The sequence below is a fragment of the Trinickia terrae genome, assembly GCF_005144415.1.
In the GTDB taxonomy this organism is placed as follows: domain Bacteria; phylum Pseudomonadota; class Gammaproteobacteria; order Burkholderiales; family Burkholderiaceae; genus Trinickia_A; species Trinickia_A terrae.
In genome coordinates, this window is the sequence record NZ_SWJE01000014.1 from 110,913 (window position 1) to 137,258 (window position 26,346).

Sequence of the window (26,346 nt, forward strand, 5' to 3'; positions counted from 1 at the left end):
CGTAAAACCAGAACGCAACGAAGGAGATAGACCAATGAAGAAGAAGTTGCTCGCACGCGTTGCAGGATCTCTCGCTCTGACGACGGCCGCATGGCTCGCCGCTGCGCCGATGCAGCAGGCCATGGCCGACGAAAACCAGGTCACGATCGGCTTCATCACGGACTTGTCGGGTCTGTACGCGGACATCGACGGCAAGGGCGGCCTGACGGCCATCCAGATGGCGGTCGACGACTTCGGCGGCAAGGTCAACGGCAAGCCGATCAAGGTGCTCTACGCCGATCACCAGAACAAGGCCGACATTGCTGCGACGACCGCGCGCAAATGGATCGACACCGAAGGCCTCGACATGCTCGTCGGGGGGACGAATTCGGCGACGGCCCTGTCGACGAACGACGTTATCAAGGAGAAGAGGCGGCCGTTCTTCGTCATCGGTGCGGGTACCGACGCGCTGACGAACAAGCAGTGCACGCCTTATACCATTCACTACGCCTATGACACGACCGCGCTCGCGAAGGGCACCGGTTCCGCGATCGTGAAGCAGGGGCTCAAGAACTGGTACTTCCTCACGGCCGACTACGCATTCGGCAAGTCGCTCGATGCCAACACGACCAAGGTCGTCGAGACGGGCGGCGGGAAGGTGCTCGGCCACGCGTTCCATCCGCTGTCGGCTTCGGATTTCTCTTCGTTCCTGCTTCAGGCGCAGGCATCGAAGGCGCAGGTGCTCGGCCTCGCAAACGCGGGCGGCGACACCGTGAATTCGCTCAAGGCGGCGAAGGAGTTCGGCATCGGCAAGACGATGAAGATCGCCGCGCTGCTGATGTTCATCGACGACGTGCACAGCGTCGGCTTGCCGACGGCGCAGGGCTTGCTGCTCACGGACAGCTGGTACTGGGATCAGAACGATGCCGCGCGCAAATGGTCGCAGCGCTACTTCGCGAAGACCGGGAAGATGCCGTCGAGCCTTCAGGCAGCCGACTATTCGGCGACGATGGATTACCTGAATGCGGTGAAGGCCGTCGGCACGACCGATGCGGACAAGGTGATGGCGCAAGTCAGGAAGCAGAACGTCGACGACTTCTATGCCAAGGGCTCCATCCGGGCGGACGGCGTCATGATCCACGACATGTACCTGTACGAGGTGAAGACGCCGGCCGAATCGAAGAAGCCGTGGGACTACTACGCGCTCAAGGCGACGATCCCTGGCGACCAGGCGTTCGGGACCAAGGCCGAATCGCAGTGCGATCTGTGGAAGTGATGCGGCGCGCCGCATGGAATTGGAGTCGGCGCCGACGCGCTGATTCCGATCCGCGCGGCGCACCGTTCCGACTCTGACATCAGGTTCATCGATGGATATCTTTGGCGTTCCGCTGCCCGCGATGCTGAGCCAGTTGCTGCTCGGCCTCGTCAACGGCTCGTTCTACGCGATTCTGAGCTTGGGGCTCGCCGTCATCTTCGGCTTGCTCAACGTGATCAACTTCGCCCACGGCGCGCTGTTCATGCTGGGGGCGATGCTCGCGTGGATGGGCTTGTCGTACTTCAATCTGCCGTACTGGGCGATGCTCGTGATCGCCCCGATCGTCGTCGGCATCTTCGGGATGGTCATCGAGCGCTCGATGCTGCGCTGGCTCTACAAGCTCGATCATCTCTATGGCCTGCTGCTGACCTTCGGGCTCACGCTGGTGATCGAAGGCGTGTTCCGCTCGATCTACGGCTCGTCGGGGCAGCCGTACGACGTGCCCGACGCGCTCGCCGGCGCCACCAATCTCGGCTTCATGTATTTGCCGAACTACCGCGCGTGGGTGGTGGTGGCGTCGCTCGTGGTCTGCTTCGTGACCTGGTTCGTAATCGAGAAGACGCGGCTTGGCGCGTACCTGCGCGCCGGCACCGAGAACCCGAAGCTCGTCGAAGCGTTCGGCGTCAACGTACCGCTGATGGTCACGCTCACCTATGGCTTCGGCGTCGCGCTCGCGGCATTCGCGGGCGTGCTTGCGGCGCCTGTCATCCAGGTCTCGCCGCTGATGGGGCAATCGATGATCATCACCGTGTTCGCGGTAGTCGTGATCGGCGGCATGGGCTCGATCATGGGCTCGATCGTGACGGGGCTCCTGCTCGGCGTAATCGAAGGGCTCACGCGCGTGTTCTATCCGCAGGCGTCGGCGACCGTCGTCTTCGTCATCATGGCGCTGGTGCTGCTGGTGCGTCCCGCGGGTCTCTTCGGCAAGGAAAGATGATGCACAGAAAAGCGCTCTACGGCCTGTTGCTGATCGGCCTGATTGCCGCTCCGTGGCTCGGCGCGTATCCCGTGTTCGTGATGAAGGTGCTGTGCTTCGCGCTCTTCGCGGCAGCGTTCAACCTGCTGATCGGCTATACAGGGCTGCTGTCGTTCGGTCATGCGATGTTCCTGTCGAGTGCGGGCTATGCCACCGGCTACGCGATTCAATCGCTGTCGCTTTCGCCTGAGCTCGGCGTGATCACCGGCACGGCAGCGGCGACGCTGCTCGGCTTGATCGTCGGCCTGTTTGCGATCCGGCGGCAAGGCATTTACTTCGCGATGGTGACGCTCGCGCTCGCACAGATGGTCTACTTCGTCTATCTGCAGGCGCCTTTCACGCACGGCGAGGACGGCCTGCAGGGCGTGGCGCGCGGCAAGCTCTTCGGCTTCCTGAACCTGTCGTCCGACCTCGCGCTCTACTACGTGCTGCTCGTGCTGGTGGTGCTGGCGTTCCTCTTGATCGTGCGCGTCGTGCACTCGCCATTCGGGCAAGTGCTCACCGCGATCAAGGAGAACGAGCCGCGCGCCATCTCGCTCGGCTATGACACCGACCGCTTCAAGCTGCTGGCGTTCGTGCTGTCTGCGGGGATCGCGGGCTTCGCCGGCGCGCTCAAGGTGCTCGTGCTCGGCTTCGAGACGCTCAGCGACGCCTACTGGACGATGTCGGGCCTCGTCATCCTGATGACGCTCGTGGGCGGCATGGGCACGCTGTTCGGGCCGCTCGTCGGCGCGGCGCTGATCGTCTCGCTCGAGGACCGGATGGGCGATATCGGCGCCGTGATCGCATCGGCGACGGGCATCGATTGGTTCCGCTCGCTCGGCGAATCGACGACGATCGTCATCGGCCTGATCTTCATCACCTGTGTGCTTGCGTTCAGGCGGGGGATTGTCGGTGAGATCGTCGCACGCGTGCGGCTGCTGCGGACATGATTCGGTCGGCAGAGGTGGTTGCGCAGATAATTCGGATTCCGATCTAAATGGATTGTTGAAATACGCCTTGATGGGCGCGTTTTTTTGCACCGCAGGCCGCCCCAGAGAAGTGCAATCTTGCACCACTAGGGTAAATGCTAGGTTGTGGCATGGGGCAGGGTTGTTTAATCTCTCGCTTAGTTCTGATGCACCCGAATTTGCAGGTGGAGAACGAGGAGACAATCGAGGCACTCAGTGCCCGGACGAAAGCGCTGTTGGAGTTGATCCAACAGCGCTTTTTATTTGGGTCCCATGCAAAGCATGGCCCGTTGTGGCCTTGTTGATCGAGCTTCCGACGTTCCTCTCTTTTGGCGCGCCATTTTGCGCTCACGCCTTTTCAGTCTTTCAGCCCATCCCACGCGTTTAGGAATCTTCTGATTCTTCGTGCGATGCCTTGCTGTGCTTCGCTTGCCTCCCTTACACTCGCCGTCTTTCGGAGCAGGGGCCTCTTTCCTCTGGTCGCGTTTCAATCGTCAAATTCAAACGAAACATCGGTGCGGGGTAAGGAAAGTCGTGATGTTCAGGTTGCGTTGGATAGGGGCGGCGCTGGCCGCAGCAAGTATGGCAGCGGGGTGGAGCGGCCATGCGCAGGCGGATATCAAGATCGGCGTGACGGTATCGGCGACCGGTCCTGCCGCATCGCTCGGCATTCCCGAGAAGAACACGATCGCGCTGCTGCCGAAGGAAATCGCCGGCCAGAAAGTCGACTACATCGTGCTCGACGACGCCACCGATTCCACGCAGGCCGTCAAGAATGCACGCAAGCTGACGAGCGAGGACCAGGTCGATGCGATCATCGGTTCAACCGCGGCGCCGGGCTCGCTCGCAATGATCGACATTGCATCGGAGTCGTCGACGCCGATGATCTCGATGGCGGCGAACGCGTCGATCGTCGCGCCGATGGACGAGAAGCGCGCGTGGGTCTTCAAGACGCCGCAGAACGATACCTTGATGGCGACGGCCATCGCGCAGCACATGGCGGCGCACGGCGTGAAGACGGTCGCGTTCATCGGCTTTTCCGACACCTACGGCGAGAGCTGGATCAAGGAGTTCGGCAAGGCCGCGTATCTCGCGGGCATCAAGGTCGTCGCGAGCGAGCGTTTCGCACGCAACGATACATCGGTGACGGGGCAGGTGCTCAAGCTGATGGTGTCGAACCCGGATGCAGTGCTGATCGCGGGCTCGGGCACGCCGGCGGCGCTGCCGCAAAAGACGCTCAAGGAGCGCGGCTACAAGGGCAAGATCTACCAGACGCACGGCGTTGCGAACAGTGATTTCCTGCGCGTGTGCGGCAAGGATTGCGAAGGCACGTACCTGCCTGCCGGGCCGCTGCTCGTCGCCGATCAACTGCCGGACGCGAATCCGGCCAAGAAGCAGGCGCTCGCATGCAAAGCCGCGTATGAAGCAGCTTACGGCGCGGGGTCGGCATCGACCTTCGGGGGGCACGCATGGGATGCGGGGCTGTTGCTTCAGCGCGCGATTCCCGTCGCATTGAAAGCGGGACAGCCGGGCACCAAGGCGTTTCGCGAGGCGTTGCGCGCCGCGCTCGAAAACACCAGGGACATGCCCGCTTCACACGGCGTCTTCACCATGAGCGCCAAGGATCACTCGGGGCTCGACCAGCGCGCGCGCGTGATGGTGCAGATCACCGGCGGCAAGTGGAAGCTGATTGGCGATTGATCGTGAAGTGATCGAGCCGATCGAGGCAAAAGGCGCGTGTTGTCCGACGCGCCTTTTTTATTCGTATTGCGCGGGAAAACCATGCTTGGCACGCCGTGGCGCGATAACTAGATTCGGGTGTCCGGCCTCGTTGCCGGCAACGAATACTCGCTTATTGAAGGCGCTTGGAGACGATCGATGAAAAAAACGAAACGGTGGATGCAGGCAGGCGTTGCGGCGGTATTGGTATGCAGCGCGAGCGCGGTCTTCGCGCAGGTGAAGATCGGCGTGACGCTCTCGACCACTGGCCCGGCCGCGTCGCTTGGCATTCCGGAGAAGAACACAATTGCGCTGCTGCCGAAGGAGATCGCCGGCAAGAGCGTGCAGTACATCGTGCTCGACGATGGTTCGGACACGAGCCGCGCCGTGCAGAACACGCGCAAGCTGATCGACGAGGACCATGTCGACGCGATCGTCGGCTCGACGGTGACGCCTAACTCGCTGGCGATGCTCGACCCCGTGTCGCAAGGCAAGACGCCGATGATCTCGCTCGCGGCTTCTGCCCAGATCGTCCAGCCGATGGACGCGAAGCGCGCCTGGGCCTTCAAGACGCCGCAGAACGACAGCCTGATGGCCGAAGCGATTGCGGGTTACATGGAAAAGCACGGCGTGAAGACGGTTGGCTTCATCGGCTTCTCGGATGCGTATGGCGAGAGCTGGTACACCGTGTTCAGTAAGGCTGCGGAGGCGCATCACCTGAAGATCGTCGGCAATGAGCGCTACAACCGCGCGGACGCTTCGGTGACGGGGCAAGTGCTGAAGCTGATGAGTGCGCATCCCGACGCCGTGCTGATCGGCGGCTCGGGCACGCCGGCCGCGCTGCCGGCGACGGCGCTCAAGGAGCGTGGCTATGCGGGCAAGATCTACCAGACGCACGGTGTCGCGAACAACGACTTCCTGCGCGTGTGCGGGAAGGTCTGCGACGGCGAGCTGTTGCCCGCGGGCCCGATTCTTGTCACCGACCAGTTGCCGGACTCGAACCCGGTCAAGCAATCGTCGCAGGCGTACAAGACGGCCTATGAGAAGGCATATGGCGTCGGGACGGTGGCGACATTCGGCGGCCATGCGTGGGACGCTGGGCAGATGCTGCAGCGTGCGATTCCCGAAGCGTTGAAGAAGGGCGAGCCGGGCACCGAGGCGTTCCGCGAGGGGCTGCGCGCAGCGCTCGAAAACATCAAGGATCTGCCGCTCGCGCATGGCGTGATGAATACGACGCCGGCAAACCACAACGGCCTCGACGACCGCGCACGCGTGATGGTACAGATCGTCGACGGCAAGTGGAAGCTTCAGAACGACTGAAGTGTTCGACCGGGGGCGGGGCTCGATGCCGCCGTCGCGGTCCGCGCCGATCGAAGCAATGGACAGACGCCCGTCGCGCCGCATGGCGGCCCGGCGGGCGTGTTTCGATGTCGGCGCGCCGGCATTCCCCGATTTCCCATTCGAAGCTTGAAAAAAGAGGAAGCATGGATCTATCGATTGCGGCGATTCTCGCGCAAGACGGCATCACCACGGGCGCGATCTACGCATTGTTGGCGCTGGCGCTGGTGCTGGTGTTCTCCGTCACGCGGGTGATCTTCATTCCGCAGGGCGAGTTCGTTTCGTATGGCGCGCTGACGCTCGCCGCGCTCCAGTCGCAGAAATTTCCCGCCACCTGCTGGCTGCTGATCACGATGGGCGTGGCATGTTTCGTCGTCGAGACGGCGAGCCTCGTGCGGCATCCCGAGCGGCGGCGTCATGCGCCGCGCACGCTCGCGATGCTGGCCGGCAAGTACCTGCTGTTTCCGGTCGCCGTCTACGCGGTAACGCGCGGCATCTTCATGCAGCCGATGCCGATGATCGTGCAGATCGCGCTCACGCTGTTGATCGTCGTGCCGATGGGTCCATTCGTGTACCGGCTAGCCTATGAGCCGATCGCCGAGGCGACGACGCTCTTGCTCCTGATCGTTGCGGTGGCCGTGCACTTTGCAATGGTTGGTCTTGGCCTTGTGATGTTCGGCGCGGAAGGCTCGCGCACGACGCCGTTTTCCGATGCCACGTTCAACGCCGGCAGCCTGGCCGTGTCCGGGCAGAGCCTGTGGGTGGTCGGCACGGCGGCCGTGCTGATCGTCGCGCTCTATTTGTATTTCGATCGGACGATCTCCGGCAAGGCGTTGCGTGCGACCTCGGTGAACCGGCTCGGCGCGCGGCTCGTCGGTATCGGCACGACCCAGGCCGGGCGGCTCGCGTTCACGCTGGCCGCCGGCCTCGGGGCGCTCTGCGGCATCCTCGTCGCGCCGCTCACCACGATCTACTACGACTCGGGCTTTTTGATCGGCTTGAAGGGCTTTGTCGGCGCGATCATCGGCGGCCTCGTCAGCTATCCGCTCGCGGCGGCCGGCTCGGTGCTCGTCGGGCTGCTCGAGTCGTATTCGTCGTTCTGGGCAAGCGCCTATAAGGAGGTGATCGTTTTCACGTTGATCATTCCGGTGCTGCTCTGGCGGAGTTTCGCGAGCCCGCACGTCGAAGAGGAACAGGAGTAAGCCGATGAAACGCGTGATTCGAAACAGGTTCTTCTGGCTCTTCCTCGTCGTGATCTTTGCAATTCCGGTGCTGCCGCAGCCGGTTCACGTGCCCGAGTATTGGGTCACGCTGCTCAATTACATCGGGCTCTATGCGATCGTGGCGATCGGGCTCGTGCTGCTCACGGGCATCGGTGGCATGACGAGCTTCGGGCAGGCCGCATTCGTCGGCGTTGGCGCGTATGCGACTGCTTATCTGACGACGCAATACGGCGTCTCGCCGTGGCTTGCGCTGATCGTGGGCGTCGTGTTGACGGCGCTGGTGGCGCTGATTCTTGGCGCGGTCACGATGCGGCTCTCCGGCCACTTCCTGCCGCTCGGCACGATCGCGTGGGGGCTCTCGCTGTACTACCTGTTCGGCAACATGGAGCTGCTCGGCAAGTACGATGGCATCAACGGTATTCCTGCGTTGGACGTGCTCGGCATTTCGCTGGCATCCGGGCGCAGCATCTACTACCTGATATGGATCGTCGTACTGGGTGCGGTCGTCTCTGTTCAAAATCTGCTTAATAGCCGGCCGGGGCGTGCGATTCGCGCGCTGCGCGGGGCGGGCGTGATGGCCGAAGCGATGGGCGTGAACACGGCGTGGATGCGCGTCGTGATCTTCATTTATGCGGCGGTGCTCGCGGCGATATCGGGCTTTCTGTACGCGCACTTGCAGCGCGCCGTGAACCCGACGCCGTTTGGCCTGAACCACGGCATCGAATTCCTGTTCATGGCGGTGGTGGGCGGTGTTTCGCACGTGTGGGGCGCGGTGCTTGGCGCGGCGATTCTTACGATCCTGCAGGACTACCTGCAGACCCTGCTTCCGATGCTGCTTGGCCAGACCGGCAACTTCGAAGTGATCGTGTTCGGCGTGCTCATGGTGCTGCTGCTGCAATACGCGCGACAGGGCGTGTGGCCTTTCGTGGCGCGCTTGTTCCCGCGTGGACCGAGCGCGCATGTGCCCGAGCATGCGGAACCGCTGCCGCAGCGCGCTAAGCCGACTGCAGGCGAAACGCTCCTGGTCGTGGATAACGCGCGCAAGCAGTTCGGCGGCCTGGTGGCCGTCAACGACGTGAGCTTCGAGGTCAAGGCGGGGCAGATCGTCGGCTTGATCGGGCCGAACGGCGCGGGCAAGTCGACCACGTTCAATCTTGTCACCGGTGTGCTGCAAGCGACGCGTGGCGCCATCAGCTTTCGCGGCGAGCGGATCGATGCGCTCAATTCACGTGAAATTGTCAAACGCGGAATCGGGCGCACGTTCCAGCACGTGAAGCTGCTGCCGGGCATGACGGTGCTCGAGAACGTTGCGCTGGGAGCGCATTTGCGGGGGGCAGCGGGCGTCTGGCGCAGCGTCGTCCGGCTGAATGCCGCGGAGGAGGCACGCCTGATGGCGGAGGCCGCGAGACAGATCCAGCGCGTCGGACTGGCGTCGCATATGTATGAAGAGGCGGGCAGCCTGGCGCTGGGTCAGCAGCGGATTCTGGAAATTGCGCGTGCGCTGTGCTGCGATCCGACGTTGCTGCTGCTGGACGAACCGGCGGCGGGCTTACGCTACCAGGAGAAGCAGCAGCTCGCCGAGTTGCTGCGCAAGTTGAAAGCGGAGGGGATGAGCGTGCTGCTGGTCGAGCACGACATGGATTTCGTGATGAACCTGACTGATCGGCTGGTCGTGATGGAGTTCGGCACGCGGATCGCGGAGGGCTTGCCGCAGGACGTGCAGAAAGACCCGGCGGTGCTGGAAGCGTATCTCGGCGGAGTGGAATGACATGAATCAGACGAAAACCATGCCGATTCTGGAAGTGACGGGACTGTCGGTGCGCTACGGCAAGGTTGAGGCGCTGCACGGCGCGGCGCTCAAGGTGGCGCCGGGTCAGATCGTCAGCGTCATCGGACCGAATGGAGCAGGGAAATCGACGCTGCTAAATGCGGTGATGGGCGCGCTGCCCGTGACCGGGCACGCGAGGGGCAGCGTTCGTTATCGTGGCGAGGAGGTCGGGGCTTTGCCGGTCGAGAAGCGTGTTGCGCGCGGCATGTGCCTTGTGCCGGAAAAGCGGGAGCTATTCGCTACGATGACCGTCGAGGATAACCTCTTGCTCGGCGCGTACCGCCGCAAGCGCGCAGGGGAACGCAATTACCTCGACCAGCTCGAACCCGTGTTCGACCTTTTCCCTAGGCTGAAGGAGCGTCGCAAGCAGGCAGCGGGGACGTTGTCGGGCGGCGAGCGGCAGATGCTCGCGGTGGGCCGGGCGCTGATGGGCAAGCCCGATTTGCTGATGCTCGACGAGCCTAGCCTCGGACTGGCGCCGCTTATCGTGAAGGAGATATTTCACATTATCGCCAGGCTCAAGGGAACCGGCGTTGCGACGCTGTTGATCGAGCAGAACGCGCGTGCGGCGCTGCAGATATCGGACTACGGCTACGTTTTGGAAACTGGGGAGCTGGCGATGGAGGGGGTGGCTGACGAGCTTGCCCACAATCCGCGAGTTATCGAAACGTATCTTGGATTGACGAAGAAAACCGCCTAGTGATGATGACCGCGGCCGCGAAGGCGGTTTGGTCAATTCGATGAGCGGCGTGTTTCACGTGAAACACGCCGCTTTTTTGTGTCGATCCGAGTTAGCGCTTTAGCGCTTACTTGGATCCCATGCTCCAGGCCCACAGCGGTCCGTTCTTCGGGTTGGCTATCCGGACGAAATTCGGGCCAAAAGCGAACCCGCTATAATTCGCCCATACTTTTTCTCAGAAAGGCTCGTGCACATCACTGCGCGAGGTCTGCAATGCTTTTTCCTACAGAATTTGACGTCATCGTTGTCGGCGGCGGTCACGCCGGCACGGAAGCCGCTTTGGCGTCCGCCCGCATGGGCGTGAAAACGCTGCTGCTTACGCACAACATCGAAACGCTCGGTCAGATGAGCTGCAATCCGTCCATCGGCGGCATCGGCAAAGGTCACCTGGTCAAGGAAGTCGACGCGCTGGGTGGAGCGATGGCTGCGGCTACCGACGAGGGCGGTATTCAGTTCCGCATCCTCAATTCGTCGAAAGGGCCGGCGGTCCGGGCGACGCGCGCCCAGGCGGACCGCTTGCTGTATAAGCAGGCGATTCGCCGGCGGCTCGAGAATCAGCCGAATTTGTGGCTGTTCCAGCAGGCCGTCGACGACTTGATGGTGGAGGGCGACCGCGTCGTCGGTGCGGTGACGCAGGTGGGAATCCGCTTCCGGGCACGTGCTGTCGTGCTGACGGCCGGCACCTTCCTGGATGGGAAGATTCACGTTGGCCTGAACAATTACACCGGTGGCCGGGCTGGCGATCCAGCGGCGGTTTCGCTTTCCGCTCGCTTGAAGGAATTGAAGCTGCCGCAGGGGCGCCTGAAGACCGGTACGCCTCCGCGCATCGACGGCCGGACGATCGACTTTTCCGTTCTCGAAGAGCAGCCGGGCGATCTCGATCCGGTGCCGGTGTTCTCGTTCCTCGGGCGCGCCGAGCAGCATCCGCGGCAAATGCCGTGTTGGGTGACGCACACGAATGAGCGGACGCACGACATCATTCGTAGCGGTCTCGATCGCTCGCCGATGTACACGGGCGTTATCGAAGGGGTGGGGCCGCGCTATTGTCCGTCGATTGAAGACAAGATCCACCGGTTCGCATCGAAGGAATCGCATCAGATCTTTCTTGAGCCGGAAGGCCTGACGACCAACGAGTTCTATCCAAACGGAATCTCGACCAGCCTGCCATTCGACGTACAGCTCGAGTTGGTGCATTCGATGCGCGGTCTCGAGAACGCGCATATCCTGCGTCCCGGCTATGCGATCGAGTACGATTATTTCGATCCGCGCGGGCTGAAGGCCTCGCTGGAAACTAAAGTGATTCATGGGCTTTTCTTCGCGGGCCAGATCAACGGTACGACCGGCTACGAGGAAGCGGCCGCACAAGGGTTGCTCGCCGGGATCAACGCCGGGTTGCAGGTGCAGGGGAAGGACGCATGGTGCCCGCGTCGCGACCAGGCCTATCTGGGTGTGCTTGTCGACGATCTTGTTACGCGCGGTGTCTCCGAGCCGTACCGGATGTTCACTAGTCGTGCCGAATATCGCTTGAGTCTGCGTGAAGACAACGCCGATATGCGGCTGACGGAGATCGGCCGTGAGCTGGGCGTCGTCGACGATATCCGCTGGGAGGCGTTCTGCCGTAAGCGCGACGCTGTTTCACGTGAAACAGAGCGCTTGCGGGCTACGTGGGTCAATCCGAAGACGCTTTCGTCAGACGAAGCGACCGCGCTGCTCGGCAAGCCGATCGATCACGAATACAGCTTGGCCGATCTGCTGCGTCGCCCCGGCGTCAGCTACGAGGGCGTCTGCGGTTTGCTCGAAGGGACGTGCGGGCCGGCGGAGCCGTTGGCCGACGATTCAGTGTTGCTCGCTCAGATCAAGGAGCAGATCGAAATCGGGATCAAATACCAGGGCTACATCGAGCGCCAGGCCGGTGAAATTGAGAGGAACGAGGCTAACGAGAACACGCGCTTGCCGGAGGCGCTGGACTACTCGGAAGTGCGTGGTTTGTCGTTCGAAGCGCGTCAGAAACTTACACAGTTCCGTCCCGAGACGATCGGTCAGGCCTCGCGAATCTCCGGCATCACCCCCGCGGCGATTTCGCTGCTGATGGTGCACCTGAAGCGCGGGCTGGGCCGTCGAGGTGCGGCGAGTGCGGCTGCCGGGGAAGCCGGCAGCGCCGATAGCACGCCGGCAGTCCAATGACGTCGCGCTCAAGAGAAGCATCTAGCCGTGAGTCGCTGGCTGCGCTGCTGCGATCAGGTGTCGAAGAACTGGGCGTCGATCTTACCGACGCGCAGGAAAGCAAGTTGCTCGACTATGTCGCGCTGCTCGCGAAATGGAATGCGGTCTACAATCTGACCGCCATCCGCGATCCGCGGCAGATGCTGATTCAACACATCCTCGACTCGCTTTCGATCGTCCCGCATCTGGCCGGGCGAGTGGCGTCGTCGGTGCTGGATGTCGGCTCTGGCGGCGGCTTGCCGGGCATCGTGCTGGCGATCGCATTACCCGAATGGACAGTGACGCTGAACGATATCGTCCATAAAAAGACGGCATTTCAGTCCCAGGCGAAGGCGGAGTTGAAGCTCGCCAACCTTTCCGTCGTGACCGGACGAGTCGAATCACTGCGCCCAGGCGCCGAAGTGCCGGGAAAATTCGACGTCATCGTGTCGCGCGCATTCGCAGAGCTCGCCGATTTCGTTACACTGGCGCGGCATCTGGTTGCCGAGCACGGCTCGATCTGGGCGATGAAGGGCGTGCGCCCGGACGGCGAAATCGAGCGCCTGCCGGCCGGTTCCAAAGCGATGCAGGTGATTCGGCTCAACGTGCCGTCGCTGGACGCGGAGCGTCATCTGGTTCAGGTTTCGGTCGACGGCAGCACAGGCGAGCAAAGCTCGGAACATTCGGTTTGATGCAGTACAAAGGGATCTACCAACGATGGCAAAAATTTTCTGCGTTGCGAACCAGAAAGGCGGCGTCGGCAAAACGACGACAACGGTCAATCTCGCCGAGAGTCTCGCATCGCAGGGGCAGCGCGTCCTCCTGATCGATCTGGATCCGCAGGGCAACGCCACCATGGGCAGCGGCATCGACAAAGCCGCGTGCGAAAACACTGTCTATGAAGTGCTGGTCGATGGCGTTTCGGTCGCGGACGCGCGCATCAAGCCGGAGGCCGTGTCATATGACGTGCTGCCGGCCAACCGCGAACTGGCCGGTGCGGAAGTGGAGCTAGTCAGCGTCCAAAATCGCGAGCGCCAGTTGAAGGATGCGCTGGAGCTCGTCTCGCAAGAATACGACTTCGTGTTGATCGATTGCCCGCCTGCGCTCTCGCTGCTGACGCTGAACGGCTTGTGTGCTGCGCATGGCGTCGTGATCCCGATGCAATGCGAGTACTTCGCGCTCGAGGGTCTCTCCGACCTGGTCAACACGATCAAGCAGGTGCACGCCAACCTGAATCGCGATCTCAAGGTCATCGGCCTGTTGCGCGTCATGTTCGATCCGCGCATCACGCTCCAGCAGCAAGTTTCCGATCAATTGAAGGAGCACTTTGGCGACAAGGTGTTCGACGCTGTGATTCCGCGCAACGTGCGTCTCGCGGAGGCGCCGAGCTACGGCTTGCCGGGCGTCGTGTTCGACCGGGCGTCGCGTGGTGCGCAGGCCTACGTCCAGTTCGGCGCCGAGATGATTGAACGAGTGCGCGCACTCTGAGGATCGAGGAAGCACGATGAATGCAGTAGCAAAGAAGAAGGGACTGGGCCGCGGCCTGGAAGCGTTGCTCGGCGGAAGCCCGGAGATCGCCGCGGCGGTCCGCAGCGACGGCGTGCCGCACGTCTTGCCGCTCGGCAAGCTGCAGGCGGGCAAATACCAGCCGCGCACGCGCATGGACGAGGGCGCGCTGCAGGAGCTGGCCGCGAGCATCCGCGCGCAGGGTTTGATGCAGCCGATCCTGGTGCGCCCGGTATCCGCGGAGAAATACGAAATCATCGCTGGCGAGCGGCGTTTCCGCGCGGCGCATCTGGCCGGGCTCGACGAAGTGCCTGTGCTCGTCAAGGACGTGCCGGACCAGGCTGCTGCTGCGATGGCGCTGATCGAGAACATCCAGCGCGAAGACTTGAATCCGCTCGAAGAGGCGCATGGCATCCAGCGCTTGCTCGACGACTTCAACTTCACGCACGAGCAGGCGGCGGAGTCCGTCGGACGTTCGCGCAGCGCAGTGTCGAACTTGCTGCGTCTCCTGAATCTCGCGACACCGGTGCAGACGATGCTGCTCGCGGGCGACCTCGACATGGGCCATGCTCGCGCGCTGCTCGCCGTCGATGCGGCGACGCAAATCACGCTCGCGAATCAGGTCGTCAACAAACGGATGTCGGTGCGCGAAACCGAAAAGCTTGTGACAGCGACGACCAAGGCGAGTCCGGCGGTGAAGGCGCGCGCCAATCAGGATGGTGGCCGCGACACGCGCCGCCTCGAAGAAGAGCTGTCCGACCTTCTGGTCGCCAACGTGAAGATCAAACTGGGCCGTCGCGGACGAGGCCAGCTGCAGATCGATTTCGGTGACCTCGACGCGCTCGAGGGCATACTCGCGCGCCTGCGCGGCGGTCCTGCGGCCTGATCGATTCGAGCATCGCGACTTGCCCGTGCCGTTAGCCGACGAAGCTCAAATTTTGCGCACAAGCTGGCCCCGCAGGCTCCTTTCGGTCGTCGCGAAGGAGCCGGTGCTGGTGCTGCTGTTGGTCGCGTTCGCTTTGCTCCAGGTGTTCCATCGCACTTCCTGGGCATCGCTTCCGAGGCTCGTTGACTGGCAGACGGTGCTTACGCTGGCAGGACTCCTGATCTTGACCAAGGCGCTCGAATTATCAGGATCCCTAAGCTGGCTATCGCATCGCGTCGTCCACCACATCCATTCCGAGCGGGCGCTCGCTGCCTTGCTCGTGACCTTGGCCGCCGCGCTATCGACGATCCTGACCAACGACGTCGCGCTCTTCGTCGTCGTGCCGCTCGTGCTGTCGCTCAATAAGCTGACGCCATTGCCGCTGAAGCGCCTCGTGATCTTCGTCGCGCTTGCTGTGAACGCTGGCTCGATCCTGACGCCGCTTGGAAATCCGCAAAACCTTTTTCTCTGGCAGGTAAGCGGAGTCTCGTTCGGCCGCTTCGTGTTGGCGCTTGCGCCGTTATGCGCAGTGTCGATGGCGATGCTGTACGTTTTGACGATGGCGTCGTTCAAAGCTCGGCCGCTCGATCTCTCGCGAGACACGGCGGTTCAACCCGTCGATCGCGCGTTTGCCGGCGTCGCGGCCTTTCTCTTTGCTGCGTTCGTTCTGCTCGCGGATTCGCACCATGCGGGCATAGGGCTCATCGGCGTCGCGTGCGGTTTTCTGATCTGGCGTCGCGACGCCGTCTTGAAAATCGACTGGCTCCTGCTGTTGATCTTCGTGCTGATGTTCATCGTTCTGCGCAGCGTCGCCGCCTTGCCGTGGGTACACGAAACGATCGGGCGCGCGGGCTTGGACACTCCGTTACGCGCATACGCGGCGGGGATGCTGCTGTCACAGGGCATCAGCAACGTGCCGGCCGCGATCATGCTTGCCGAATTCACGAAGAACTGGCGCGCGCTCGCGTTCGGCGTGAGTGTCGGTGGCTTTGGCGTGGCGATCGGTTCGCTTGCGAATCTGATCGCCGTTCGGCTCGCGAAGCAGCGAGGGATGTGGCTGCAATTCCACTGCTTTTCGATTCCGTTCTGGGTCGTTGCCGGTGCACTCGGGACGTGGTTTGTGTCTCATTTTTGACACGCTGAAATTGTCATTTGGAGATCTGTCGCCACGCGGATGGATCGCCTTGTCCAGCGCTAGACCCCGGTATAGCGGGGCCGCCTTACATTCCACGCTCCGGCCCCTGGAAATAGGGCGGTCGCCGCTTGGCGGGCGCGCCTTTCGCGCCGGTTTTTGACGCAGGTAAAGTCTTGAATCGCCTGCAACTATCGCTTACAATCGCCCGGATTTATTAGCTAGGCAACCCCGTAAGCGTCACGAAAGACACGGGCCGAATGGACTTTGCGGAACACTGCGATGGCGGGTCGAGCGCCGAATGACAGGCACGAAGAACACGCGCAACGCACCGCTTCCGAAGCGGCCGACGGTCGGCAGGAATGGACCGACGATGCGTGGGATGCCGAGCAGCAAGATAACAACATCGTTCCGCTCTCGCGGGCTGAAGCAGAGAAACTGTTTGGCCCGGATGTGAGTCGTCCATCGCGCGTCACGCCTTTCAGGGTCGTGGCTGCGCAAATGGTTTTGTCCCTGGTTGCTACGCTGGTTTGGTGGCTGTTCTATAAGCCGCCGGGCGCTGCTGCGCTGTCGGCGTTCCTGGGGGGAGCGATTTGCTGGGTGCCGAGCGCATTGTTCGCGGCACGTCTTCGGAAGCTGAGCGGCGGCGCAACCATCCTGAGCTGGATGATCGGCGAAGCGCTCAAGATGGGTGCGACGGTCGCGATGTTCGTGGCCATTGCGTATTGGTATCACGACGTGCGCTGGTTGCCGTTGCTCGTGACCTACCTCATCGCGCTGAAGACGTACTGGGTCGCGCTCGCCTGGCGCTGAATACCGAATGCAGCCGGACCTAGTCCGGCGCGGCGTGCAGCGAGGGTAAGACCTGACTCGCGCTGGCCTGTTCCCGGATCGCAAGCCTGCGGCGGGTGCGGGCAATGAAGATTTTCGACAATTTGGGTGGCACTAACGATATGGCAGCTAGCGAAGGAACGCGCGGTATGGATCCGTCCGAATACATCGCGCACCACTTGCAGAACCTCTCCACGGCGCACCAGACGTCGGTCGTCGATTTCCATATCTGGAATCTCGACACGCTGTTCTGGTCGATCGTCTGTGGTCTCGTGACGATCCTCATCCTGCGTCTTGCGGCGCGCAAAGCGACGCCCGGCGTGCCGGGCCGCTTCCAGTGCGCGATCGAAATGCTCGTCGAGATGGTTGAAGACCAATCGAAGGCGATCGTTCACGGCAACCGCACCTTCATCGCTCCGCTCGCGCTGACCGTGTTCATCTGGGTCGGGCTGATGAACTCCCTCGACTTCCTCCCGGTCGACCTGCCGGGCCGCGTGATCGGCTGGCTGGGCCTGTCGACGGTCATTCCGCACCATCGCATCGTACCGACGGCCGACCTGAACGGCACCTTCGGCATTGCGCTTGGCGTGTTCGTGCTGATGATCTACTACAGCCTCAAGATCAAGGGCCCGGGTGGCTTCGCGCACGAGCTGCTGTCGGCTCCGTTCGGCGCGCATCCGCTGCTGTGGATTCCGAACCTTGCACTGAACATCATCGAGTACGTCGCGAAGACGGTTTCGCTCGCGCTGCGACTGTTCGGCAACATGTACGCCGGCGAACTGCTGTTCCTGCTGATCGCCCTGCTCGGCAGCGTGTGGTCGTTCGGCGCGGATACCTCGGTGCTCGGTTTCATCGGTCACGTGATCGCGGGCAGCGTCTGGGCAATCTTCCACATCCTGATCGTTCTGCTGCAGGCGTTCATTTTCATGATGCTGACGCTGGTGTACATCGGCCAGGCACATGACACGCACTAAGCGTGCGTAAAGAGTTTCAAGTTCGTTTCGTTTCTTAAATCCTGGTTCTAAAAAGTCTTTTCACAAAGGAGTGATCATGCAAGCTTTCATCGCCAACATCCAAGGTCTGACCGCCATCGGTATCGGCATCATCATCGGCCTGGGTGCTATCGGCGCCTGTATCGGTATCGGTCTGATGGGCGGCAAGTACATCGAAGCTTGCGCGCGTCAGCCGGAACTGATGAACCCGCTGCAAACCAAGATGTTCCTCTTGGCTGGTCTGATTGACGCGGCGTTCCTGATCGGCGTCGGTGTGGCAATGCTGTTTGCGTTCGCGAACCCGCTCCTGTCGAAGCTGGCAGGCTGAGGTTCCTCGGAAGTTTGCGCCAACTCCTTTTCATGGCGCAGGGCGAAACGGGTACTGGGGCGCTGATCGAATCCAAGTCGATGAGCGCCTTGCCGTTTCATCTTTCCGTGCATCGCAACATATAAGGAAACACCATGAATCTGAACGCAACCCTGTTTGCGCAAATGGTCGTGTTCCTGATCCTCGCGTGGTTCACGATGAAGTTCGTGTGGCCGCCGCTGATCAACGCCCTCGACGAGCGTGCGAAGAAGATCGCTGAAGGTCTTGCCGCCGCCGAGAAGGGCAAATCGGAACTCGCAGCCGCGCACAAGCGCGTCGACCAGGAACTCGCTCAAGCACGCAACGACGGCCAGCAACGCATTGCTGATGCCGAGAAGCGCGCACTCGCCGTCGCCGAGGAAATCAAGGCGAACGCACAAGCCGAAGCCGCTCGCATCATCGCGCAAGCGAAAGCCGACGCGGATCAGCAGATCGTGAAGGCGCGCGAAGCGCTGCGCGGCGAAGTCGCCACGCTGGCGGTGAAGGGCGCAGAGCAGATCCTGAAGCGTGAAGTCGATCAAAAGGCCCACGCCGAACTGCTGAATCAACTGAAAGCCGAGCTCTGATCATGGCCGAACTTGCAACCATCGCCCGTCCGTACGCAGAAGCGCTGTTCCGCGTGGCCGAAGGGGGTGACGTCGCCGCCTGGTCCTCTCTCGTGCGGGAGCTGGCACAGGTTGCGCGTCTGCCCGAAGTGCTGTCGATCGCCGCGAGCCCGAAGGTGAGCCGTACTCAAGTCAGCGACCTGCTGCTCGCCGCAGTCAAGTCGCCGGTCAAGGACACCCCGCAGGCAAGGAACTTCGCGCAGATGCTGGTCGACAATCATCGGCTCGCCCTGCTGCCGGAAATCGCCACGCAGTTCGAAGAACTGAAGAACGCTCGAGAAGGCGCGGCCGATGCGCTGATCGTCAGCGCATTCCCGCTGGAAGGCGAGCAGCTCAACGAGCTCGTCGCAAGCCTCGAGCGCAAGTTCAAGCGCAAGCTGAAGGCGGCGGTCGAAGTCGACGCGTCGCTGATCGGCGGCGTGCGCGTGACGGTCGGCGACGAAGTGCTCGATACCTCGGTCCGCGCGCGGCTCGCCAGCATGCAGACGGCACTGACCGCCTGAAGCGCATACGCGGCTGGCACGCAACAGAATTGACTATCAGGAGCGAATAATGCAACTCAATCCCTCTGAGATCAGCGAGCTGATCAAGAGCCGGATCCAGGGCCTTGAAGCGAGCGCAGACGTTCGCAACCAAGGCACCGTGATCTCCGTGACCGACGGTATCGTGCGCATCCACGGCCTGTCGGAAGTGATGCAAGGTGAAATGCTCGAGTTTCCGGGCAACACGTTCGGCCTCGCACTGAACCTCGAGCGCGACTCAGTCGGCGCCGTGATTCTGGGTGAATACGAGCACATCTCGGAAGGCGACATCGTCAAGACGACGGGCCGCATTCTCGAAGTGCCGGTGGGTCCGGAGCTGGTCGGCCGCGTGGTCGACGCGCTCGGCAACCCGATCGACGGCAAGGGCCCGGTCAACGCGAAGCTGACCGACGCGATCGAAAAGATCGCTCCGGGCGTGATCTGGCGTAAGTCGGTGTCGCAGCCGGTGCAAACGGGTCTGAAGTCGATCGACTCGATGGTGCCGATCGGCCGTGGCCAGCGCGAGCTGATCATCGGCGACCGCCAGTGCGGCAAGACCGCAGTCGCTGTCGACGCGATCATCAACCAGAAGGGCAAGGACCTGATCTGTATCTACGTCGCGATCGGCCAGAAGGCTTCGTCGATCATGAACGTGGTGCGCAAGCTCGAAGAAACGGGCGCGATGGAATACACGATCGTCGTCGCCGCTTCGGCATCGGAATCGGCTGCGATGCAATACCTCGCGCCGTACGCCGGCTGCACGATGGGCGAATACTTCCGCGATCGCGGCCAAGACGCGCTGATCATCTATGACGACTTGACCAAGCAAGCTTGGGCGTACCGTCAGATCTCGCTGCTGCTGCGCCGTCCGCCGGGCCGTGAAGCCTATCCGGGCGACGTGTTCTATCTGCACTCGCGTCTGCTCGAGCGCGCGGCTCGCGTCTCGGAAGAGTACGTCGAGAAGTTCACGAACGGCGAAGTAAAGGGCAAGAGCGGTTCGCTGACGGCGCTGCCGGTCATCGAAACGCAAGCCGGCGACGTGACCGCGTTCGTTCCGACGAACGTGATCTCGATTACGGACGGCCAGATCTTCCTGGAAACCGACCTCTTCAACGCAGGTATCCGCCCGGCAATCAACGCCGGCGTGTCGGTGTCGCGTGTGGGCGGTGCGGCGCAGACGAAGGTCGTGAAGAAGCTGTCGGGCGGTATCCGTACCGACCTCGCGCAGTACCGTGAACTCGCCGCGTTCGCGCAGTTCGCATCGGACCTCGACGAAGCCACCCGCAAGCAGCTCGAGCGCGGCCGCCGCGTGACGGAATTGCTCAAGCAGCCGCAGTACCAGCCGCTGCAAGTGTGGGAGCTGGCTGTGGCGCTGTTCGCGGCCAACAACGGCTACCTCGACGACCTCGAAGTGAAGGACGTCCTGGCATTCGAAAAGGGCCTGCGCGAATTCCTGAAGACGAGCCATGCCGACCTGATCAAGCGCATCGAAGATACGAAGGACCTCTCGAAGGACGACGAGGGCGCGCTTCATGCCGCTCTGAAGGACTTCAAGAAGTCGGGCGCTTACTGATCCAGCGTGATCCGCTAGTCAATAACGGATGCTGAAGCGGCGCGGGGCAGCCCGCGCCGCTTCGATCAAGGATCAAGGAGCAAGCAATGGCTGGAATGAAGGAAATTCGCGGCAAGATCAAGAGCGTGCAAAACACGCGCAAGATCACGAAAGCGATGGAGATGGTGGCGGCATCGAAGATGCGCCGCGCCCAGGAGCGCATGCGCGCTGCTCGTCCGTACGCCGAGAAAGTCCGCGATATCGCTGCGCACATGAGCCGTGCGAACCCCGAGTATCGCCACCCGTTCATGGTGGAGAACGAGGGTGCGAAGGCTGCGGGCCTCATCCTCGTCACGACCGACAAGGGCTTGTGCGGCGGCTTGAACACGAACGTGATGCGTGCGTCGCTTCAAAAGTTCAAGGAGCTGGAAGGCAAAGGCCAGACGGTCGAAGCAACGGCGATCGGCAACAAGGGCCTCGGCTTCCTGAACCGCCTGCGTGCAAAGGTTGTGTCGAACGTCGTGCAGCTGGGCGATACGCCTCACCTCGAGAAGCTGATCGGCGCGGTGAAGGTGCAGCTCGATCTGTACTCGGAAGGCAAGATCTCGGCGGTGTACCTTGCGTACACGCGCTTCATCAATACGATGAAGCAGGAGCCGGTGATCGAGCAACTGCTGCCGCTGTCGGCCGAGCATTTCGAGCGCGACGACAAGACGACTCCGAACTCGGCGTGGGACTACATCTACGAGCCGGATGCGCAGGCAGTCGTGGACGAGTTGCTCGTGCGCTATGTCGAAGCGCTTGTGTATCAGGCGGTGGCCGAGAACATGGCGTCGGAACAGTCGGCGCGGATGGTGGCGATGAAGGCCGCTTCCGATAACGCGAAGACGGTCATCAACGAGCTGCAGCTGTCGTACAACAAGAGCCGCCAGGCCGCGATTACGAAGGAACTGTCGGAAATCGTCGGCGGCGCCGCGGCGGTCTGATCGCGGCGATTGCTTCGATCAGCCTGACGGCGAAACGCTTGGTGACTGCGCCTTTGCGCGAGTGAAGAATTGAGTATCTAAAGGAAAAGCGATGAGTACAACTGCTTTGGTAGAAGGCAAGATCGTACAGTGCATCGGCGCGGTGATCGACGTGGAATTCCCGCGCGAGAGCATGCCGAAGGTCTACGATGCCCTGATTCTCGAAGGCACGGAACTGACCCTCGAAGTTCAGCAGCAGCTCGGCGACGGCGTCGTGCGCACGATTTGTTTGGGTGCGTCGGACGGCCTGCGGCGTGGCGTCGTGGTGAAGAACACCGCGAAGCCGATCAGCGTGCCGGTCGGCAAGCCGACCCTCGGCCGCATCATGGACGTGCTCGGCCGTCCGATCGACGAAGCCGGCCCGATCGCCAGCGACAACATGCGCTCGATCCACCAGAAGGCCCCGGCGTTCGACGAGCTGTCGCCGTCGACGGAACTGCTCGAAACCGGCATCAAGGTTATCGACTTGATCTGCCCGTTCGCGAAGGGCGGCAAGGTTGGCCTCTTCGGTGGTGCAGGCGTGGGCAAGACCGTCAACATGATGGAGCTCATCAATAACATCGCGAAGGAGCACGGCGGCTACTCCGTGTTCGCGGGCGTGGGCGAGCGTACCCGTGAAGGGAACGACTTCTACCACGAAATGAAGGACTCGAACGTTCTCGACAAAGTGGCGCTCGTGTACGGCCAGATGAACGAGCCGCCGGGCAACCGCCTGCGCGTGGCGCTCACGGGCCTGACGATGGCCGAGCACTTTCGTGACGAAGGTCTCGACGTGCTGTTCTTCGTCGACAACATCTACCGTTTCACGCTGGCCGGTACCGAAGTGTCGGCACTGCTCGGCCGTATGCCGTCGGCAGTGGGCTATCAGCCGACGCTGGCTGAAGAAATGGGCAAGCTGCAAGAGCGCATCACGTCGACCAAGACCGGCTCGATCACCTCGGTGCAGGCTGTGTACGTCCCTGCGGACGACTTGACCGACCCGTCGCCGGCTACGACCTTCGGCCACTTGGACGCAACCGTCGTGCTGTCGCGTGACATCGCTTCGCTCGGTATCTACCCCGCCGTGGACCCGCTCGATTCGACGTCGCGCCAGATCGACCCGAACGTGATCGGCGAAGAGCACTACACGATCACGCGCGGCGTGCAGCAAACGCTGCAGCGCTACAAGGAACTGCGCGACATCATCGCGATTCTGGGCATGGACGAGCTGTCGCCGGAAGACAAGCTCTCCGTGGCTCGTGCGCGTAAGATCCAGCGCTTCCTGTCGCAGCCGTTCCACGTCGCGGAAGTCTTCACGGGCTCGCCGGGCAAGTACGTGCCGCTCAAGGAAACGATCCGTGGCTTCAAGATGATCGTCGACGGCGAGTGCGACCACCTGCCGGAACAGGCGTTCTACATGGTCGGCACGATCGACGAAGCCTTCGAAAAGGCCAAGAAGATCCAGTAAAGGTCGGGTGTAACGCAGCGGGCGCCAGCTCGCGCGCGAAGACTACTGAAACGGTAGCTTTCGCGGGCGCGGCGCCCTCGTAATACGCTCAACCAGGAGTCGAGTCGATATGGCAACCATCAAAGTAGACGTCGTCAGCGCGGAAGAGCAGATCTTCTCGGGTCCGGCGAAATTCGTCGCGCTGCCGGGCGAGGCGGGCGAGCTCGGCATTCTGCCGGGCCATACGCCGCTCATCACGCGGATTCGTCCGGGTGCGGTGCGCATCGAGGCCGAGAACGGTGAGGAAGAGTTCGTGTTCGTCGCGGGCGGCATTCTCGAAGTGCAGCCGGGCGCGGTGACGGTGCTGGCCGACACGGCGATCCGCGGCGCGGACCTCGACCAGGCCAAGGCCGAGCAGGCTCGCAAGCGTGCGGAAGAGGCGCTGCAGAACTCGGGTTCGAACCTCGAGTACGCGACCGCGCAAGCGGAACTCGCGTACGCGACGGCTCAGCTCGCGGCGATCGAGCGTCTGCGCAAGCTGCGCGGTCAGCGCTAAGACGATCTTATCGTCGTAAGAAAGCAGCCTTCGGGCTGCTTTTTTTTCGTGTCGGCCCGAGTTAGCGCTTTAGCGCTTACTTGGGTCCCATGCAAAGCGCTGCGTTTTTGTCGCGCTGGCTTTGCGGCCGCGCCCTTGGCGCAAGTGAGCGGAACGGCGCGTGTATGCTGCGGGTAAGACTTGATGCCGGTCTGTCATCCACGGGTGGCAGAATGACGGCCGATATCTATTCCAAAAAACGCTTACCTCTGGCGGAGACAACCATGGCAACGCAGGCTTCTAGCGACGGTGCGCTGATCGTGCCGGTCGACGGTTTTTCCTATGTGCGCGGTTCAACCGATATCCCGCTATCCGAGTCGACGATCGGGCAGTTGTTGCGCGATACCGCGAAGCGCTTTCCCGATCGGCAGGCGGTCGTGTTTCGCGAGCAGGGCATTCGCTGGACCTGGCAGGAGTTTGCCGATGAAGTCGATGTCGTGGCGGCCGGGTTTGCGGCGCTCGGCATCGCCCGGGGGGATCGCGTCGGCATCTGGTCGCCGAACCGCGTGGAGTGGCTGCTGACGCAGTTTGCTACGGCGCGCATCGGCGCCGTACTGGTGAACGTCAATCCCGCCTATCGGCTGTCCGAGCTCGAGTACGCGCTGAACAAGTCAGGCTGCAAGGCGATCGTCTGCGCGGAGCGTTTCAAGACGTCGATGTATGTCGAAATGCTGCAGGAGCTCGCGCCGGAACTTGCCCGGCAGTCACCGGCCGATCTTCACGCTGCACGCTTGCCGCAATTGCGCACGGTCATCCGGACCTGCGATACCGAGACGGTCGGCATGCTGTGTTTCTCGGAGCTCGTCGAAATGGGGCGCGTGGCGCTCGAAACCACGCAGCTCGATGCGATCGACGCGACGCTTTCCGCACACGACCCGATCAACATCCAGTTCACAAGCGGCACCACGGGCAATCCGAAGGGCGCAACGCTCACGCACCACAACGTCGTCAACAACGGGCGCTACATTGCGATGGCGATGCGTCTGAGCGAAGTCGACGCGCTCTGCATTCCCGTGCCGCTCTACCACTGCTTCGGCATGGTGCTGGCGGTTCTCGCTTGCGTGTCGGTTGGCGCGAAGATGGTGTTTCCCGGCGAAGGGTTCGATGCGGGCGCGGCGCTCACCGCCGTGTCGGACGAGCGCTGCACCGCGCTGCACGGCGTGCCGACGATGTTCATCGCCGAGCTCGATCACCCCGATTTCGCGACCTTCGATCTGAGCTCGCTGCGCACGGGCATCATGGCCGGCGCGCCGTGTCCGATCGAAACGATGAAGCGCGTGATGTCGAGGATGCATCTGTCGGAGATCACGATCGCTTATGGGATGACCGAGACGAGCCCGGTGTCGTTCCAGACATCGACAGCCGATCCGGTCGAGAAACGCACCTCGACGGTCGGGCGGATTCAGCCGCATCTCGAGGCGAAGGTCGTCGATCCGTCAGGGCAGACGGTCGCTGTCGGCGAGACGGGCGAATTGTGGGTCAAGGGCTATTCCGTGATGCAGGGCTATTGGGACGACGATGCGCGCACGCGCGAAGCCATCGTCGACGGCTGGATGCGCACGGGCGACCTGGCGACGATCGACGCCGATGGCTATTGCAACATCGTCGGCCGCCTGAAGGACATGTTGATTCGAGGCGGTGAAAACGTCTATCCGCGCGAGATAGAGGAATTCCTGTTTCGGCATCCGAAGATTCAGAGCGTGCAGGTATTCGGCGTACCCGATCCGAAATACGGCGAAGAGATTTGCGCGTGGATCGTGCTGCGCCCCGGCGAAGCGATGACTGCCGACGAAGTGAAGGACTTCTGCCAAGGGCAGATCGCACACTACAAGGTGCCGCGCTACATCCGCTTCGTCGACGAGATGCCGATGACGGTCACGGGCAAGGTGCAAAAGTTCGTCATGCGCGAACGCATGATCGACGAACTGAAGCTGTCGGCGCCGCCGACGGCGTAAGGCATGCAAACGCTGCAGGGCGCGGCAAAGGCTCGACTTCGATGAGGGGAGGAGAGCTGCCGCGCCAAGCGCTGGTCGTGACGCAACAATGATGTGCGGAACACCTAAGTGTTCAGGGCAACTTGGGAGCCGCTTGCAAAAGAAACAGGCGAAAAAAAAGCGGGCCTAGAGCCCGCTAAAAACCACACGCTACGGGGTTAGCGCGAGGAGACCAATGTAGGAACCGGCTGGAACGGCGCATTGCGCCGATAACGGTTCCAGCAGGGATGCCCCGGGGAGGGATTCGGCGCAAGGCCGACCGGCTTGAGTGCATCGTATCCGCTCACACGCTGCACCGCGGCCACATCCGTGTTGAAACCGTTGAAGGGCATTTTGGGCGAATTGCTTCCCGGACGCGGTAACAAAGTGTTTCAGGTTGTAACGCCCGCCAGATAAGGCTCTCCGGGATTTTTTGCCGTCGGCGGACGCTTAATAAGATATTCTTACCGATTTCGGAAAGGGCGTTGCAGACGAGGGAGCATCGACCGGATGATCGATGCCACGAATCGTGGCCGCGCACCGTGGGAGATCGCCGAATATGCGGCCGATTCCTTCCTGTTGTTATCTATTTGGACTCGTGCCGCGTCTAGTTGCGGCACGCTAACT

General features: G+C 62.2%; 23 protein-coding genes. All 23 read left to right on the forward strand.

Annotation, left to right across the window (positions count from 1 at the left end; all coding sequences use genetic code 11):
* Positions 1–34: 34 nt before the first annotated feature.
* The 23 genes from FAZ69_RS23960 to FAZ69_RS24070 all read left to right on the forward strand — a co-directional run bounded on the left by FAZ69_RS23960 (position 35) and on the right by FAZ69_RS24070 (position 25,701).
* Positions 35–1,255, forward strand: a complete 1,221-nt coding sequence (locus tag FAZ69_RS23960) for an ABC transporter substrate-binding protein (RefSeq protein ID WP_136897585.1) — start codon at positions 35–37, stop codon at positions 1,253–1,255.
* A 91-nt stretch (positions 1,256–1,346) separates the two neighbouring features.
* Positions 1,347–2,231, forward strand: coding sequence for a branched-chain amino acid ABC transporter permease (locus FAZ69_RS23965; protein ID WP_136897586.1), 885 nt, complete (start codon positions 1,347–1,349; stop codon positions 2,229–2,231).
* Positions 2,231–3,202: a branched-chain amino acid ABC transporter permease gene (locus FAZ69_RS23970; protein ID WP_169708752.1), complete on the forward strand. Its 972-nt coding sequence runs from the start codon at positions 2,231–2,233 to the stop codon at positions 3,200–3,202. Before FAZ69_RS23965 ends, FAZ69_RS23970 begins: the two co-directional genes overlap by 1 nt.
* Positions 3,203–3,754: 552 nt before the next feature.
* A complete protein-coding gene (locus tag FAZ69_RS23975; protein ID WP_136897588.1) occupies positions 3,755–4,921 on the forward strand; it encodes an ABC transporter substrate-binding protein in 1,167 nt (388 codons plus the stop codon).
* A gap of 177 nt (positions 4,922–5,098) precedes the next feature.
* Positions 5,099–6,259 (forward strand): ABC transporter substrate-binding protein, encoded by a 1,161-nt coding sequence (locus FAZ69_RS23980; RefSeq protein WP_136897589.1) that lies wholly within the window; start codon positions 5,099–5,101, stop codon positions 6,257–6,259.
* Between the two features lie 164 nt (positions 6,260–6,423).
* Positions 6,424–7,479, forward strand: coding sequence for a branched-chain amino acid ABC transporter permease (locus FAZ69_RS23985; protein ID WP_136897590.1), 1,056 nt, complete (start codon positions 6,424–6,426; stop codon positions 7,477–7,479).
* Positions 7,480–7,483: 4 nt separating this feature from the next.
* Positions 7,484–9,268 carry a branched-chain amino acid ABC transporter ATP-binding protein/permease gene (locus FAZ69_RS23990; RefSeq protein ID WP_136897591.1) on the forward strand — a complete coding sequence of 595 codons (1,785 nt, stop codon included), beginning with the start codon at positions 7,484–7,486 and terminating at the stop codon, positions 9,266–9,268.
* 1 nt (position 9,269) lies between these two features.
* Positions 9,270–10,028, forward strand: a complete 759-nt coding sequence (locus FAZ69_RS23995) for an ABC transporter ATP-binding protein (protein WP_136897592.1) — start codon at positions 9,270–9,272, stop codon at positions 10,026–10,028.
* Between the two features lie 252 nt (positions 10,029–10,280).
* Complete coding sequence (gene mnmG, locus FAZ69_RS24000) at positions 10,281–12,251, forward strand: tRNA uridine-5-carboxymethylaminomethyl(34) synthesis enzyme MnmG (protein ID WP_136897681.1); 1,971 nt, start codon at positions 10,281–10,283, stop codon at positions 12,249–12,251.
* On the forward strand, positions 12,248–12,961 hold the full coding sequence (rsmG, locus tag FAZ69_RS24005) for a 16S rRNA (guanine(527)-N(7))-methyltransferase RsmG (protein ID WP_136897593.1): 714 nt from the start codon (positions 12,248–12,250) through the stop codon (positions 12,959–12,961). Before mnmG ends, rsmG begins: the two co-directional genes overlap by 4 nt.
* Positions 12,962–12,986: 25 nt before the next feature.
* On the forward strand, positions 12,987–13,757 hold the full coding sequence (locus FAZ69_RS24010; RefSeq protein ID WP_136897594.1) for a ParA family protein: 771 nt from the start codon (positions 12,987–12,989) through the stop codon (positions 13,755–13,757).
* 16 nt (positions 13,758–13,773) lie between these two features.
* On the forward strand, positions 13,774–14,661 hold the full coding sequence (locus FAZ69_RS24015) for a ParB/RepB/Spo0J family partition protein (RefSeq protein WP_136897595.1): 888 nt from the start codon (positions 13,774–13,776) through the stop codon (positions 14,659–14,661).
* Between the two features lie 49 nt (positions 14,662–14,710).
* The gene (locus FAZ69_RS24020; protein ID WP_240702450.1) at positions 14,711–15,835 is read left to right on the forward strand and encodes an SLC13 family permease; all 1,125 of its coding nucleotides are present in this window, start codon (positions 14,711–14,713) and stop codon (positions 15,833–15,835) included.
* Positions 15,836–16,114: 279 nt separating this feature from the next.
* Positions 16,115–16,645 carry an ATP synthase subunit I gene (locus FAZ69_RS24025; RefSeq protein WP_136897596.1) on the forward strand — a complete coding sequence of 177 codons (531 nt, stop codon included), beginning with the start codon at positions 16,115–16,117 and terminating at the stop codon, positions 16,643–16,645.
* Between the two features lie 140 nt (positions 16,646–16,785).
* Positions 16,786–17,637 carry a F0F1 ATP synthase subunit A gene (gene atpB, locus FAZ69_RS24030; RefSeq protein WP_136897597.1) on the forward strand — a complete coding sequence of 284 codons (852 nt, stop codon included), beginning with the start codon at positions 16,786–16,788 and terminating at the stop codon, positions 17,635–17,637.
* Between the two features lie 76 nt (positions 17,638–17,713).
* On the forward strand, positions 17,714–17,983 hold the full coding sequence (gene atpE / locus FAZ69_RS24035) for a F0F1 ATP synthase subunit C (protein ID WP_007180033.1): 270 nt from the start codon (positions 17,714–17,716) through the stop codon (positions 17,981–17,983).
* Positions 17,984–18,117: 134 nt separating this feature from the next.
* The gene (locus FAZ69_RS24040) at positions 18,118–18,588 is read left to right on the forward strand and encodes a F0F1 ATP synthase subunit B (RefSeq protein ID WP_136897598.1); all 471 of its coding nucleotides are present in this window, start codon (positions 18,118–18,120) and stop codon (positions 18,586–18,588) included.
* A 2-nt stretch (positions 18,589–18,590) separates the two neighbouring features.
* The gene (locus tag FAZ69_RS24045; protein WP_136897599.1) at positions 18,591–19,130 is read left to right on the forward strand and encodes a F0F1 ATP synthase subunit delta; all 540 of its coding nucleotides are present in this window, start codon (positions 18,591–18,593) and stop codon (positions 19,128–19,130) included.
* A 49-nt stretch (positions 19,131–19,179) separates the two neighbouring features.
* Positions 19,180–20,721: a F0F1 ATP synthase subunit alpha gene (gene atpA, locus FAZ69_RS24050; protein WP_136897600.1), complete on the forward strand. Its 1,542-nt coding sequence runs from the start codon at positions 19,180–19,182 to the stop codon at positions 20,719–20,721.
* Positions 20,722–20,807: 86 nt separating this feature from the next.
* Entirely contained in the window at positions 20,808–21,686 is an 879-nt protein-coding gene (atpG, locus tag FAZ69_RS24055; protein WP_136897601.1) for a F0F1 ATP synthase subunit gamma, read from the forward strand.
* Between the two features lie 91 nt (positions 21,687–21,777).
* Positions 21,778–23,172, forward strand: a complete 1,395-nt coding sequence (gene atpD / locus FAZ69_RS24060; protein ID WP_136897602.1) for a F0F1 ATP synthase subunit beta — start codon at positions 21,778–21,780, stop codon at positions 23,170–23,172.
* 109 nt (positions 23,173–23,281) lie between these two features.
* A complete protein-coding gene (locus FAZ69_RS24065; RefSeq protein WP_136897603.1) occupies positions 23,282–23,707 on the forward strand; it encodes a F0F1 ATP synthase subunit epsilon in 426 nt (141 codons plus the stop codon).
* Positions 23,708–23,970: 263 nt separating this feature from the next.
* Positions 23,971–25,701, forward strand: coding sequence for an AMP-binding protein (locus tag FAZ69_RS24070; RefSeq protein ID WP_136897604.1), 1,731 nt, complete (start codon positions 23,971–23,973; stop codon positions 25,699–25,701).
* Positions 25,702–26,346 lie beyond the last annotated feature (645 nt).

Bases quoted from the DNA above. Each gene is read 5' to 3' on its own strand.
- rsmG (WP_136897593.1), top strand. From the start codon at position 12,248: ATGACGTCGCGCTCAAGAGAAGCATCTAGCCGTGAGTCGCTGGCTGCG.
- FAZ69_RS23985 (WP_136897590.1), top strand. From the start codon at position 6,424: ATGGATCTATCGATTGCGGCGATTCTCGCGCAAGACGGCATCACCACG.
- FAZ69_RS23980 (WP_136897589.1), top strand. From the start codon at position 5,099: ATGAAAAAAACGAAACGGTGGATGCAGGCAGGCGTTGCGGCGGTATTG.
- atpE (WP_007180033.1), top strand. From the start codon at position 17,714: ATGCAAGCTTTCATCGCCAACATCCAAGGTCTGACCGCCATCGGTATC.
- atpA (WP_136897600.1), top strand. From the start codon at position 19,180: ATGCAACTCAATCCCTCTGAGATCAGCGAGCTGATCAAGAGCCGGATC.
- mnmG (WP_136897681.1), top strand. From the start codon at position 10,281: ATGCTTTTTCCTACAGAATTTGACGTCATCGTTGTCGGCGGCGGTCAC.
- FAZ69_RS24010 (WP_136897594.1), top strand. From the start codon at position 12,987: ATGGCAAAAATTTTCTGCGTTGCGAACCAGAAAGGCGGCGTCGGCAAA.
- FAZ69_RS24025 (WP_136897596.1), top strand. From the start codon at position 16,115: ATGGCGGGTCGAGCGCCGAATGACAGGCACGAAGAACACGCGCAACGC.
- FAZ69_RS23970 (WP_169708752.1), top strand. From the start codon at position 2,231: ATGCACAGAAAAGCGCTCTACGGCCTGTTGCTGATCGGCCTGATTGCC.
- atpD (WP_136897602.1), top strand. From the start codon at position 21,778: ATGAGTACAACTGCTTTGGTAGAAGGCAAGATCGTACAGTGCATCGGC.
- atpB (WP_136897597.1), top strand. From the start codon at position 16,786: ATGGCAGCTAGCGAAGGAACGCGCGGTATGGATCCGTCCGAATACATC.
- FAZ69_RS23965 (WP_136897586.1), top strand. From the start codon at position 1,347: ATGGATATCTTTGGCGTTCCGCTGCCCGCGATGCTGAGCCAGTTGCTG.
- FAZ69_RS24065 (WP_136897603.1), top strand. From the start codon at position 23,282: ATGGCAACCATCAAAGTAGACGTCGTCAGCGCGGAAGAGCAGATCTTC.
- FAZ69_RS24015 (WP_136897595.1), top strand. From the start codon at position 13,774: ATGAATGCAGTAGCAAAGAAGAAGGGACTGGGCCGCGGCCTGGAAGCG.
- FAZ69_RS24040 (WP_136897598.1), top strand. From the start codon at position 18,118: ATGAATCTGAACGCAACCCTGTTTGCGCAAATGGTCGTGTTCCTGATC.
- FAZ69_RS23960 (WP_136897585.1), top strand. From the start codon at position 35: ATGAAGAAGAAGTTGCTCGCACGCGTTGCAGGATCTCTCGCTCTGACG.
- FAZ69_RS24070 (WP_136897604.1), top strand. From the start codon at position 23,971: ATGGCAACGCAGGCTTCTAGCGACGGTGCGCTGATCGTGCCGGTCGAC.
- FAZ69_RS24045 (WP_136897599.1), top strand. From the start codon at position 18,591: ATGGCCGAACTTGCAACCATCGCCCGTCCGTACGCAGAAGCGCTGTTC.
- FAZ69_RS23995 (WP_136897592.1), top strand. From the start codon at position 9,270: ATGAATCAGACGAAAACCATGCCGATTCTGGAAGTGACGGGACTGTCG.
- FAZ69_RS23990 (WP_136897591.1), top strand. From the start codon at position 7,484: ATGAAACGCGTGATTCGAAACAGGTTCTTCTGGCTCTTCCTCGTCGTG.
- atpG (WP_136897601.1), top strand. From the start codon at position 20,808: ATGGCTGGAATGAAGGAAATTCGCGGCAAGATCAAGAGCGTGCAAAAC.